We start from the raw sequence: 12,733 nt of genomic DNA, 5'->3' as shown, positions 1-12,733 counted from the left end.
GACGGCTTCCGTTATAATGATAGGGATTAGTTTGAGTTAGATGATCTTTCATTCTGGAGGGGACATAAGGGATGCACAAATGGATCATGAGCGGGGTATTTTTTGCAGCATGTGCTTTAGCTATTGTTTTAATGTTTACGCTTCCAGGTAAAGAGGAAGTGGAGCAGGAAGCCAAACCAAGCATGCCTGAAGTGGCTATGGATGCTGGACAGGCTGAGACGTTAGTGAAAGCCAACTGCATTTCCTGTCACGGCGATCAGCTTCAAGGTGGCGTAGGCCCAGCTCTTGCAAACATCGGTAGTAAGGATGATGTGGAGAAAATCTATTCCACCATTGTCAAAGGTAAAGGTGGCATGCCTTCTTTCAAAGGCAGACTGCAGGACGAGGAAATTGCCCACATCGCGATGTGGCTGGCAGAGAAGAAATAAGCATTTTTGCGCGCAAGGCATCAAAGAGGCTCTCCATCCTCCCGTTAGGGAGGCAAGAGCCTCTTTTGGTATGCATGACAAACATCATCCTGCAGACGACGTTGGTGCAGATTATTATGTTCTCATTTTCTCAAAAGCTTCGTTGTACTGCTCTGCTTCTTTGATGTCTACCGATGTAATGCCACCTGCATCCCAAGACGTAAGACGCAGTGTAACCGTTGTATAATCAATAGTAATAAAAGGGTGATGATTGAATGCTTCCGAAATCGCAGCGACTTCATCCACAAAAGCAATCCCTTTCATATAGTTAGAAAACACAAATTTGCGGACAATCCACCGTCCCTCTTCCAGCTCCCAGCCTTCCAGCCTTCCCAGATGAGCTTCGACTTCCTCTTGCGTAAAAACCATGCGTTATCTTCCTCCCCATATGATGAGACATCGCGGACTTACATCCACATGACCATCGGCACCTTTACATGCTGCCCATACAGCCTAAAAGGCAGGCCACCGCCCAGCGGCGCCTTTTTCATGAGTATCATCTTACCACGTCAAAGCACCAAAATCCATAGAACAGATGGCTCAGTGCCTTGAAGCGCAAGGTTTTATCGTTACTACACATGTTAAATTAGAGGTACAAAGGTTAGCTCTTCTTCTCCAATCAAAATATGGATCCGGTGTTGGTCTTTGTCATGGATCACCACACCGCTCCCAACCGGAATGACGGATTCCTCTCCAAGCGCGTAGAACAAGTCCTCCGCCAGCGCTTCGTCCACCTCAAGCTGTCCCGGTTCCCCTAGTCTCCCCCACTCTTCCGCATCCATTTCAAAGAAAACATAGCGATCCGGTATGCGTCCTATGGCCACTGTTAAATCTGTCAATATTCCTTCATAATCACGTCCATGCTTTACGCCCATTGACTTCTCACTCCCACTCACCTTGTAAAAGGCGGATTTGATCTTATTATACCTGAAAATAACCCTTAAAAAAAAAGCCCATCTGGTCGATAAATACTATACATGACCGTTTCATTCGTTTTCGGTAGCCATGGAGGTTGCCAGACATGCAACGGATTGCAGCAGAACCTTCGTCTGGAAGCCCGAATTCTGCCGCCTGAAAGGATTCAATTTTATCTCATGGATGAGGTGTATGATGGAAATTTCAACGATTATCGGACTAGTTTTGGGGTTAGTCTCCCTTGTACTCGGTATGTTTTTGAAGGGTGCTCCGCTGATCAACCTCGTTAATAACCCGGCAGCATACGTTATTATCTTCGTTGGTACGGCAGGAACCATCTTTATGGCGTTTCCTATGTCTGAAGTTAAGAAGATCCCGAAGTTATTCGGTATCCTTTTCAAGAAGCAAGAACTGATTGACCGCGTTTCTCTAATTGGCACATTTATGGACTGGGCTTCCACTACCCGTCGTGAAGGTTTGCTCGCTCTGGAATCAAAAGTAGAAGAGATTGATGATCAGTTCCTTCGCAGCGGTATGCGGATGATTATTGACGGTAACGACCAGGAATTCGTCAGTGATGTACTGATGGAAGATATTCATGCGACCGAAGAACGACATCGCGGCGGCGCACTGATCTTCGCTCAAGCGGGGATGTATGCACCAACCCTCGGGGTTCTAGGGGCTGTCGTAGGCCTGATTGCGGCACTCGCCGACCTCAGTGACATGGAGAAGCTCTCTCATGCGATTGCAGCGGCATTTATCGCAACCCTTCTGGGTATCTTCAGTGGTTACGTGTTATGGCACCCGATGTCCAACAAGCTGAAGCGGATGTCCAAGAAAGAGATGGAAATCAAGTTGATGATGGTTGAAGGACTCTTGTCTATTCAATCTGGCGTATCTACTATTGCCATCAACCAAAAGTTATCCGTATTCCTGACACCTTCCGAACGTAAACAACTGGAAGAGAAGGAGGGATCATCAGGTGAAAAAGGGTAAAAAACACGAACCGCATGAGGAGCATATTGATGAAAGTTGGTTGCTTCCCTATTCCGACTTAATGACCTTGTTGCTCGCCTTGTTCATCACCCTGTTCTCCATGAGTTCACTGGATGCTGCCAAATTCGAGCAAATGGCCTCTGCACTAAGCAGTGCACTCAACGGAGGTTCCGGTGTTCTGGATCACACGTCAATGAATCCAACGGACTCCAGTACAGACTTAGGCAAGAACAAGGAAATACCCAAGGAAATCACAAAGAAAACTCCTGCGCAGATTACGGATGCCCAGATGGCCCAAAAGGAACAGGAAGATCTGGAAAAACTCAAGAAGCGACTCGACAAGTATATTTCTCAGAATGGACTATCAGACCAACTGAATACCAAACTCAACCAGTCTGAACTCAAGATCACCATCAGTGATAAAGCGTTATTCTCCTCTGGGCGAGCAGATGTGAAGCCTGAATCACGTTCACTGGCCAAGGCGATCTCTAGCATGCTGCAAGAGTTCCCTGAGTATGAAGTTGTCGTATCCGGCCATACCGATAATATTCCCATTTCCAATAACCAATATAAGGATAACTGGGATTTGAGTGCAGATCGTGCTCTGAACTTTCTGAAAATCCTGTTGCTGAACCCGCAGCTTGATCCTTCCAAGTTCACACCTAGTGGTTACGGGGAGTATCATCCAATCGCCAGCAATGATACAAACATCGGAAGAGCACAGAATCGGCGTGTAGAAGTGTCCATTATCCGGAAGTATCAAAGTAACAATGCGAATGTAAAATCCGTGAATGGCGGCAATTAGCAGTCCTTCAGCACGGAATGAGTTTAAGACCGTTCTCCTTGAAATTGATGGAGAGCGGTTTTCCTCTTTTTTGAGGCGTCGAGTATATGGGTGCCCTTCTGTATTTAAACTAAAAAGCATTGTCTCCTCTTAAAGGAAACAATGCTTTTTCATTCGTGCTAATGTTAAGGCGGGCCTTCACCCGTTTCATATTCAGTATTCCTTATTCCAGCGAATAGTCCAGTAAGCCGCCCAGCTCTGCTTTTTCAGCAGTTGTAAGCTCCCGCCATGTTCCTGTTGCCTGCTCTCCAAGATGAATGTTCATGATACGAATCCGCTTCAGCTTGCGAACCTCATATCCGAAAGCACTGCACATCCGCCGGATTTGACGGTTCTTGCCTTCCGTCAAAATAATACGGAACACACGGTCTGTCATTCTAGTTACGGTGCAAGGCAGCGTCATTTCACCTAGGATTTTAACACCGGTGCTCATTCCCCTGAGGAAGCTTGGTGTGATTGTCCGATCAACCGTTACAATATATTCCTTTTCATGACGACCTTCGGATCTCAAAATCCGATTCACGATGTCCCCATCATTCGTCATCAGAATTAAACCTTCCGAATCCTTGTCTAGACGTCCGATCGGGAAGATCCGTTCATGATGCCCAACAAAATCAACGATATTCCCCTGAATATGCTGTTCAGTTGTACTTGTGATTCCCACGGGTTTGTTCAACGCAATGTACACATGCTTTTTCTTCTCACTAATCGGCTTCCCGTTGATTCGAACATCGTCGCCTTCTTCTGCTTGACTGCCGAGCTCCGCCTTAATGCCATTAATGGTCACCTGACCACTTTCAATTAATTTGTCGGCTGCTCGGCGGGAGCAGTAACCTGTCTCACTAATAAATTTATTAATACGCAAAAGGTCATCTCACCTCATCTAGTTCTCTTCATCTGGTTGTTGTTCTTCCGCTGATGGATCTGCCTCCTGTAACTGTGTCTGCACTTCAGAAGCCGGCAGTTCAATAATGACAGTGGTTCCCCTATTCATAGCACTCTTAATATCCATCATGCCCTTATGGGATTGAATAATTCGCTGACTTACCATGAGGCCGAGTCCTGTGCCGGATTCTTTGTTCGTGAAGAACGGCTCACCAAGCTTTGCCATCATTTCTTCCGGGATGCCAATGCCTTCATCCTTAATTTCAATCCTAACTCGGTTGGCCTGCTCGTTAACCTTCAGCTTGATATGGATGCTTCCTCCATTCGGCATAGCTTCCATACCGTTTTTGAGGACATTGATGAATACTTGCTTTAACTGATTCTCTTCACAGTGTACCATAGCTGAATCCGATGATGCATGCAACACAAACTCAACCCCGTGCAGATGTGCCTGACTATCCAGCAATGAGATAACATCCCCAAGAATGAAACGAATATCCCGCTCTTGAAAATGAACTGCTTGCGGCTTCGCCAGAATCAAAAACTCGCCTACGATCAGGTTGATTCGGTCAAGCTCAGATAACATCAGATCCAGATGGCGATGATTTAGCTTGTTGCTCTCCTGTTGAAGCTGTAGGAAACCGCGCAACGTTGTAAGTGGATTTCGAATCTCATGGGCTACTCCGGCGGCTAGCTGTCCAACCGTCGTTAGCTTCTCCGACCGTCTAAGCAGCTCTTCCATCCGATTACGGCTTGTAATATCCCTTGAGACACTGATGAGAGCTGTAATCTCACCAGCCTCGTCGCGTACAGGCGCCGTACTTACACTGACTTCAACCCGGGTTCCGTCTTTTTTCATCCAGATCGTTTCATTAGACGTAATCGACATGCCTTCAATAAGCTGTGCATGCTGCTGCTTCATTTCTTCCTCCGCTTCAGGAGGAATAATCTTGAGCGAACGTCCTTCCACCTCACGGCTACGAAAACCATATAATTGTTCAAATGCACGGTTAACCCGTAGCACTTTTCCTTCAAGGTCTGTTATATGAATTGCATCAGCTGTCTGATTAATGATAGACTCCAGATGCTCCTTCACTGCCCGGTTCTCTTCATACATCTGCTTTAGACGACTTGTATAGTGACCCAGATTACGAATCATCGCATTGATCCGGTTGGCGAGCTGTCCCAGCTCATCCTTGCGTTTAATCTTCAGACGGAAATCAAAATGCCCATCCGCCACATCATTCACCTTGCCCAAGATCGATTGGATAGGACGTGTAATGTAACCAGCAAGCAAGTAACTGCCAAAGATCACAATCTCCAGCAAAACCAGAGATATCGAAGCATGGCTGACCAGCTGTTCAGATACCATCGAGGATATTTGTTTGTAATCCATGACAATACTGATCACATATGAAGACTCATTCGGTGTGAAAATCGGAATAAAACTCTTCAAAACCTTCTGATCATGTGTTTCACTCACGAAAGATACATTCTGCCCTGTGCGAACAGCTCGCACCACAGCACGATGGTCTTCATCTACCGAGCCATACTGATATGTACCAAAACGGATCGGTCTGTTATTCAGTTTGCTGAAGTTCGTATCTCTTCCATCATCGCTCATATCCGGGCTCGCAAAAGTCAATGGATTAATGCCTGTAATCTCCAAAATGGAGGGATTGACTTCACGGATTTTATTTAAGATTTCATCCGGGCTAGAGATCTTCACATAGTCATCTACTTCAGTATTATTATAGAAGGGGTTGATTATGTAATTTCTCTTTCCATCATGGTAATAACCCCAGATATCAATATCTGTAGGACTGGACGTCGAATACTCGAAACCATCTGACCAGAAATGATCAAGCTTCTGCCCCTCGGGAATCGTTACCTGATGCTTCTCGAATAACTGCTTAAACGCCTGATACCAGTACGTCATTGATTTCGTGGAGAGCCCTATCTCCCTTGGATCAGAGGATCTGTTAACCACAATGTCATCATCCGTCTGTTCCAGGAGTGAGATATGGGATACACCTACTTTTTTACTCAAACGAACCAGATCTTCATTGGTAATGTTCTTGATATCTGGATCTAATTCCTCTGCTGCCATAATAGAAGCAAGCCACAAATTGTTTCCGATCTGTCTTTTTACATAATCTGCACTGTACTGATTTTGTTCGACAGAAATTGCAATCTGTTTCGCTGTGAGTACCATCTTGTTCTCACTATCCTGCCTCAAATTCTCTTCTGTAGTATAATAACTCAGTGCGATATTTAATACCAAAATAACGAGCACCGAGCACGACATAATCATGGATAATTTCGTTTTAATAGACAAATTCGTTCTTCACCTCTCGGCTTATGCCCTCTGGCGATATATGGCAAAACCTATACCCATCATAACGCTTGTATGACTATTTGAAAAGGATAATCGCCCTTTGCCCGAAAGTTACCGCTCTGGCTGAATAGATCGAATATTGTTGTATGTTCACTTTTCATGAAATGCAATGAGATGTATCACTGGATTTGTACACAAATCCACAGGGTTGTGGATAGTATGTTTATAACTATGTGATTAACTAATAGTTATCCACAATTCTGTGCACAACATGTTAACAAACCGAATGTTTGTTCGCTGAATAAATGTTGAAGAAGGGAGTTTTAAGCCTATGAAGGATGATTTTCCCCAGCCTGATCTCACAGTGCTACCCGAGGAAGAGCTGCATGAATATTGGATGAGGCAAGCTATTGCAGAAGCCCAGAAAGCAGAGGCGCTTGGTGAGGTACCTATCGGAGCCGTTATTGTGCGTAACAACGAGATTATCGGCCGCGGGTATAATCTGCGGGAAACCACGCTCGATTCTACTGCCCATGCGGAGATGGTGGCCATTCGAGAGGCAAGCGAAGCCATTGGAGCTTGGCGCTTACTAGACTGTTCACTGTACGTTACTCTCGAACCTTGTCCAATGTGTGCCGGTGCGATTGTGCAATCCAGGGTTCCACGCGTAATCTTCGGTACTGCGGATCCCAAAGCAGGATGTGCAGGGACATTAATGAATTTACTTCAAGAACCGCGCTTCAACCATAGAACCGAGGTTATCCCTGATGTTCTGCAACCGGAGTGTTCTTCCATGCTGACTCAATTTTTCAGACGTTTGCGTAAAAAATAATAACCCTGTAACATAAGAAAACAATATGTGAGAAAGGATGTTTGCTGCAATGGCACTAACACTATACGATACAGCTCATGGCATAAGTCTTCGTTTACTCGACATCAAAGATGCACAAGCCTATCTTGAACTGATTGAGCTTACCCGCATCCCTTATCAAGCAGTTGAACCAATTCGCGAAAATGATTTTTACACGCTTGAAGCTCAGACCCGGCGCATTGAGGATCGCGTGCGAGCTGCTGACGAGGGTACCGGTTATCAGTTCGGTATCTTCACGATTAAGGATGACCTCCTCATCGGGCAAGTCAGTCTGAACAATGTTGTGCTCGGCGTTGCTAATTATGCAGATATGGGTTACTTCATTCATCCGGACTATCAAAGCGGTGGACGAATGACTGCTGCGGTAAAGCTGGCTGTAGCCTATGGGTTTCGTGCTCTGAAGTTAAACCGGGTGCAGGCCGCTGTATTGCCATCAAACCAGGGTTCTAAGCGGGTACTGGAGAAGAACGGATTCCAGCCTGAGGGGATCGCTCGTAAATATTTGAAAATTAACGGGGTCTATCAGGATCATCAAATCTACGCCGTGCTTGCCGAAGATTTGGGAGATGAATTACAGCGCTAAGCCCATTGCCGCACCCTCAGTGATTGTCTACATAATAAACACCACATCATTCCTTGTGTACAGGAGCGAGTGGTATTTATACAAATAAAACCCGCCTAGATACTAGCAGGAAAAGAGCGTTCTCTGCTTGAGTATCAGGCGGGTTTTATTTGTAGATCAGGTTTAGATCTTAATATCCGTAAGAGGAGTTCATCAATTGCTCGAACTCTTCCATCGTAATTACATCGTCACCCGTTGGGATGTTGATTTTGAATTCAGGCTTTTCGTTAATTTTAGTGTATGTGTTCGAACCAGTGAAGGCCAATTTCATTTCGTCTTTGGTATCTTCCGGTTTGATCAGCATGTCAGCAACCATTTTTTGATAAACTGGGAAGTCGTTTTTATCCAACGCAAAATCAATGTTGAATGTGTTGATTGTCAGAACGTTTTTCAATTTATCCAGATCTTTAGTCATTTCAGCTTGATCTGCTTCAGAGATTTTCAAATCTTCTTTGGCTTTGTCAATATCTGCCTGGCTCAGTTGCAACATATCTCTGTACTCTTCTTTAGAGACAATATCCATCACTTTAGGAAGTGCTTTGGTTACCAGTACAGTAACTGCTTCTTTCACATTGTCATTGTTTACAGAGAATTGTACAACCTGCTTCGCGTCTACACCTTCAGGCAACTTTGCATCTTTGGTGTCGAGGTTTTTGAAGAACTTAGCTTCATCATACTCACCCAGTACCGCATCCATGATTTCGTTGCTCAGCTTTTGTGTTTTGGCTGCGTCCAGTGCATCGGGGTTAAATTCTGTACCCTCTTGCTCCGCCAGCTTTTTCAAGTCGAATTCAATAAATTTGCCCACCATATTTTCCGGAATCGGGAAGAATGGGATGTTTGGCACTTTTATATACAATTTCTCTTTGGTCATTACCATAGGAATGTTAAAAGTCATCCCCATATCGCCTTTAAGCTCGATGCCAACGGTCATCTCTGTCTGCATTGGCTCGCTTTGGTATACACCTGTGACATTCAGTTGTGCGTCCTTCAGCATGCTCATAAACTGGGTCATGCTTTGATCGGTCTGAGATGCATCACCAGGTTTATAGCTCAACTCATTAATTGTAAAGTTGGAACTCATTTCGTACGAAGTTAATTTAGAAGCATTCGCTGCAGCCGTCTTCAATGCCTCTTTTGGTTCTTGCTTGCTACTACATGCTGTTAAAGCCAAAGATACGGTTAACAACAACGTAAGAAGAAGCGCCCCCATGCGTTTAGTCATTTGTTTCTCTCCTCTCGTGATAACCCCAAAAAAATAATTCAATACCAATGATATACCATCTCGGCCGATACTGAAACCTAATTTGGGAAAATTGTGATTTTTCCTCTTGAAAATGGCTAGAAAGACCTATGTAAGGTACGGGATGATCTGACTGCTAGTCTTTCCATATGTATGAATACGCAAAAGCCCCCTGTTAGGTAACAAGGGACTTTCGAAATGAAGTGATTTTTTATGTTTGGTACTTATCTTTTGCACGAGAACATTATAGGGTTACCCCTCCGGATTTAGATGATCCACATGGTTCTGATTCTTCACTTTTTTAGAGCCAGACAATGGTTCCTGCATGGAAGAGCGCTTGGATGAATGACGTTGCTGATGGTTATCCCGAGCTTCGGGTACAGGGATTGCTTTTGGTTTACTCATATAAGTGCCTCCTCATCATAGGTTAGGAATGAGATGGGTCTCTATCTTCCGTTTTATCATGATTTAATGCATCCTGATGGCGGCGATCATTGGAATCTTGCTGTATTTGCTGCGCATGATGGCTGTTAACACCAGTTTGTTCGAGATCTCCAACAACATTTTGCAGGTTTTTATCCACGCCCGATTTGGCTTTAGTCATTCCATTCGACCCCTTTTGGTTCGTGTTATGATTTCGTTATCGATTGCAATGACTGAGCACACTCGTGAATATGCCGAGTGTAATCATGCGCCAGTTCCTGAATCGGCTCTGTGCGCTCATCCGTTGTTCGCCCATCCCGTTCCACGTCAACTAGCTCTACACTGACCTCACGGGAATCAACATATTGGCATTTAAAATCAAAAGAGTACATTTCGTGACCTGCTGTTGCAATGTGTATCCGAATCGCCTGATGATTTGCTTCGTCTGCCATAACCTGTGCCTGATCCCCCACATTCAAGACTTCAGGCAAACGCTCCTGCCAAGCACCTACAAGTTCGTTCTGATCAATGTTTAGCTCGCGGTTCATCTTTAACCACCTCCACTTCTATAACGTGCGGAGATGATGATGTTTTTATGCATGCTGAGTAGTTATACTCTTTATATAAAATTAAATCAAAAAAGGACCCGAGCATTATCGCTCGAATCCTTGTTATAAGTGTGATATGGCGGAGAGGGTGGGATTCGAACCCACGTGGGCTTGCACCCTAACGGTTTTCAAGACCGCCCCGTTATGACCGCTTCGGTACCTCTCCAAAAAAATATTTTATAAACTTGCCACGAAAAGTATCATACCATAGATTAATGATGGAATGCAAGTATTTTTATTTAAAATTTATAATAGAACCGGATTTAACAGCCTCCAGCACTGTAACACATCACCCATCCCACCCGCCATCCTCAAATGGCGAATGGAGTAAGATGATTTGTTAATTATGCTATCTTAAACATCGTACTATTTACGGCGAGCGATGACTTCAATCCCACCCATATAAGGACGCAATGCTTCTGGAATAATCACCGTTCCGTCTTCTTGCTGATAGTTCTCCAGAATGGCTGCTACTGTACGTCCCACTGCCAGTCCTGAACCGTTCAGTGTGTGTACAAATTCAGGTTTTGTCTTAGGCTCTCTGCGGAAACGGATATTGGCACGACGTGCCTGGAAGTCTTCGCAGTTGGAGCATGATGAAATCTCGCGGTAGGTATTGCTCTCAGGCAGCCACACTTCAATATCATATGTTTTAGCCGAAGTGAAACCCATATCTGCCGTACAGAGCGTCAACACACGGTAAGGCAAGCCCAGAAGTTGTAGTACACGCTCTGCGTTTTGTGTCATTTTCTCCAGCTCATCATACGATGTCTCTGGTGAAGATAGCTTGAGCAACTCTACCTTGTTGAACTGATGCTGACGGATCAAGCCACGAGTATCCCGTCCAGCCGAACCAGCCTCTGAGCGGAAACAGGAACTATATGCGACAAAATGCTTCGGCAGATCATCGGCATTCAAAATCTCTTCACGGTGGTAGTTCGTTACGGGTACTTCTGCTGTTGGGATCAGATAATACTCGGTATCTCTAAGCTTGAACAGATCTTCCTCGAACTTCGGCAACTGGCCTGTTCCAAACAAGCTGTCCCGGTTCACGATATATGGAGGCAAAATTTCTTCGTATCCGTGCTGATCACTGTGCAAATCCATCATAAAGTTAATCAAAGCACGTTCCAGACGCGCTCCAAGTCCTTTATAAAAGGTAAAACGTGAACCTGTCACTTTGGCTGCTGCTTCAAAATCAAGGATGTCCAGCTCCTGTGCAATCTCCCAGTGCGCTTTTGGCGTGAAAGAGAATGACTTGGGCTCTTCCCAACGGCGAATTTCAACATTATCCTCTTCGGATGTACCTACAGGCACACTTTCATTTGGAATGTTAGGAATCGCCATCGTGAGGTCATTAATTTTAACCTCAAGCTCGCGTACTTCCTCATCCATTGCTTTAATTCGATCGGAGACCTCACGCATCTCGACAATCAAATCATCGGCGTTCTCACGATTTTTCTTCAGTCTGGCTACTTCTGCGGACACGGTGTTACGGCGACTCTTCAGATTCTCACTCTCCTGAAGCAATTCCCGTCGCTTTGCATCGAGCTCCGTAAACCCAGCAATCAGGTCGAGCGATTTGCCACGATTATTTAATGCTTCTTCTACACGTGCATATTCATTCCGCAATATTTTCACATCAAGCACTACGTACCCCTCCTAATAAACCTACATTATAGAGCCTCATGTCAGGCCCGTTCTCGATACATTCATTTAAAAACACAATAATATCTATTATAACCTACAATGTGCTAATAACCGAAAAAACAACCTATGTCCCCGGTTGCCACCTCCGCTGCGATTCCGCTATGCAGCAGTTACAAGCAACATGAGGCATCCGTCCAGATGCAGCTGCCTCCGTAGTCTAGAACAGACAACTGAGGAGTGCTCCGATGACCGGGAGATCATAGGTTGTACATCATACTTTATTTTGCTTATACCGATTGTTTATATGCCCTTGCCATGTCTACAAAGTAAGCATGTAGACGGTAGTCATCCGTCAACTCTGGATGGTAGGAGCAAGCCAGCAAATGTCCCTGGCGTGCTGTCACAATCTCATCTTTATACGTGGAAAGAACCTCGACCTGTTCGCCAACACTCTCAATTAACGGAGCGCGTATAAATACAGCCCGTACCGTCTCATCGATACCTTTTACAGGTAGGTCTGTCTCAAAGCTCTCTCTCTGTCTCCCAAAAGCATTACGGGAAACGGTCATATCCATAAGCTCCAGATGAGCCTCATCCTGACCTTGAATACGCTTGGCCATAACGATCAGACCCGCACAGGTACCGAATACCGGCTTTCCAGCTGCGGCGAAGGCACGAATGGCTTCCATGAACCCATACTTGCGCATGAGCTTTCCGATGGTTGTGCTCTCTCCACCCGGTAAAATCAAGCCATCCAGTTCCTCTAACTGCTGAATTTGCTTAATGGCTACACCTTCAGCTCCAGCACGTTCAATACTGCATATATGTTCTGTAACAGCACCCTGAAGTGCCAAAACGCCGATCTTCATGT

General features: G+C 45.1%; 15 protein-coding genes and 1 tRNA gene. 5 read left to right on the top strand and 11 right to left on the bottom strand.

Annotated elements, in window-relative coordinates:
• The first annotated feature begins 71 nt into the window (after window positions 1–71).
• On the top strand, window positions 72–428 hold the full coding sequence (locus ACT89M_RS00500) for a c-type cytochrome (protein ID WP_090924881.1): 357 nt from the start codon (window positions 72–74) through the stop codon (window positions 426–428).
• 114 nt (window positions 429–542) lie between these two features.
• Here ACT89M_RS00500 and ACT89M_RS00495 read toward each other — a convergent pair whose 3' ends face one another.
• Together ACT89M_RS00495 and ACT89M_RS00490 are read right to left on the bottom strand one after the other, a co-directional pair.
• Window positions 543–836, bottom strand: coding sequence for a 4a-hydroxytetrahydrobiopterin dehydratase (locus tag ACT89M_RS00495; RefSeq protein WP_090924882.1), 294 nt, complete (start codon window positions 834–836; stop codon window positions 543–545).
• A 212-nt stretch (window positions 837–1,048) separates the two neighbouring features.
• Window positions 1,049–1,342 carry a hypothetical protein gene (locus ACT89M_RS00490; RefSeq protein WP_154892138.1) on the bottom strand — a complete coding sequence of 98 codons (294 nt, stop codon included), beginning with the start codon at window positions 1,340–1,342 and terminating at the stop codon, window positions 1,049–1,051.
• A 235-nt stretch (window positions 1,343–1,577) separates the two neighbouring features.
• Between ACT89M_RS00490 and motA the strand changes: the two genes are divergently transcribed.
• Window positions 1,578–2,378, top strand: a complete 801-nt coding sequence (gene motA, locus ACT89M_RS00485; RefSeq protein ID WP_090924884.1) for a flagellar motor stator protein MotA — start codon at window positions 1,578–1,580, stop codon at window positions 2,376–2,378.
• Window positions 2,365–3,183 carry a flagellar motor protein MotB gene (gene motB / locus ACT89M_RS00480; protein WP_154892139.1) on the top strand — a complete coding sequence of 273 codons (819 nt, stop codon included), beginning with the start codon at window positions 2,365–2,367 and terminating at the stop codon, window positions 3,181–3,183. Before motA ends, motB begins: the two co-directional genes overlap by 14 nt.
• Window positions 3,184–3,385: 202 nt before the next feature.
• On the opposite strand, the gene ACT89M_RS00475 is transcribed toward motB, so the two are convergent.
• Both ACT89M_RS00475 and ACT89M_RS00470 read right to left on the bottom strand, forming a co-directional pair.
• Window positions 3,386–4,087 carry a pseudouridine synthase gene (locus ACT89M_RS00475; protein ID WP_154892140.1) on the bottom strand — a complete coding sequence of 234 codons (702 nt, stop codon included), beginning with the start codon at window positions 4,085–4,087 and terminating at the stop codon, window positions 3,386–3,388.
• A gap of 18 nt (window positions 4,088–4,105) precedes the next feature.
• Window positions 4,106–6,445, bottom strand: coding sequence for a PAS domain S-box protein (locus ACT89M_RS00470; protein ID WP_090924887.1), 2,340 nt, complete (start codon window positions 6,443–6,445; stop codon window positions 4,106–4,108).
• Window positions 6,446–6,776: 331 nt separating this feature from the next.
• On the opposite strand from ACT89M_RS00470, the gene tadA reads away from it, so the two are divergent.
• Window positions 6,777–7,277: a tRNA adenosine(34) deaminase TadA gene (tadA, locus tag ACT89M_RS00465; protein ID WP_154892141.1), complete on the top strand. Its 501-nt coding sequence runs from the start codon at window positions 6,777–6,779 to the stop codon at window positions 7,275–7,277.
• Window positions 7,278–7,326: 49 nt separating this feature from the next.
• Window positions 7,327–7,899, top strand: coding sequence for a GNAT family N-acetyltransferase (locus ACT89M_RS00460; RefSeq protein ID WP_154892142.1), 573 nt, complete (start codon window positions 7,327–7,329; stop codon window positions 7,897–7,899).
• A 169-nt stretch (window positions 7,900–8,068) separates the two neighbouring features.
• On the opposite strand, the gene ACT89M_RS00455 is transcribed toward ACT89M_RS00460, so the two are convergent.
• The 7 genes from ACT89M_RS00455 to pdxT form a co-directional block, all read right to left on the bottom strand.
• Window positions 8,069–9,163: a hypothetical protein gene (locus tag ACT89M_RS00455; RefSeq protein WP_090924890.1), complete on the bottom strand. Its 1,095-nt coding sequence runs from the start codon at window positions 9,161–9,163 to the stop codon at window positions 8,069–8,071.
• 270 nt (window positions 9,164–9,433) lie between these two features.
• Window positions 9,434–9,586 carry a small acid-soluble spore protein P gene (locus tag ACT89M_RS00450; protein WP_090924891.1) on the bottom strand — a complete coding sequence of 51 codons (153 nt, stop codon included), beginning with the start codon at window positions 9,584–9,586 and terminating at the stop codon, window positions 9,434–9,436.
• A 22-nt stretch (window positions 9,587–9,608) separates the two neighbouring features.
• The gene (locus ACT89M_RS00445; RefSeq protein WP_167375858.1) at window positions 9,609–9,785 is read right to left on the bottom strand and encodes a hypothetical protein; all 177 of its coding nucleotides are present in this window, start codon (window positions 9,783–9,785) and stop codon (window positions 9,609–9,611) included.
• A gap of 25 nt (window positions 9,786–9,810) precedes the next feature.
• Entirely contained in the window at window positions 9,811–10,152 is a 342-nt protein-coding gene (locus tag ACT89M_RS00440; protein ID WP_090924892.1) for a hypothetical protein, read from the bottom strand.
• Window positions 10,153–10,289: 137 nt separating this feature from the next.
• Window positions 10,290–10,378: transfer RNA gene (locus tag ACT89M_RS00435), tRNA-Ser, on the bottom strand.
• Window positions 10,379–10,578: 200 nt separating this feature from the next.
• Window positions 10,579–11,862 carry a serine--tRNA ligase gene (gene serS / locus ACT89M_RS00430; RefSeq protein WP_487344964.1) on the bottom strand — a complete coding sequence of 428 codons (1,284 nt, stop codon included), beginning with the start codon at window positions 11,860–11,862 and terminating at the stop codon, window positions 10,579–10,581.
• Between the two features lie 287 nt (window positions 11,863–12,149).
• Window positions 12,150–12,731 carry a pyridoxal 5'-phosphate synthase glutaminase subunit PdxT gene (pdxT, locus tag ACT89M_RS00425; protein WP_154892143.1) on the bottom strand — a complete coding sequence of 194 codons (582 nt, stop codon included), beginning with the start codon at window positions 12,729–12,731 and terminating at the stop codon, window positions 12,150–12,152.
• Window positions 12,732–12,733 lie beyond the last annotated feature (2 nt).

This window comes from Paenibacillus sp. NN59, from assembly GCF_057597225.1.
Note: the sequence above shows the minus strand (reverse complement) of the source record. Positions and strands in the feature narration are given on the sequence as shown.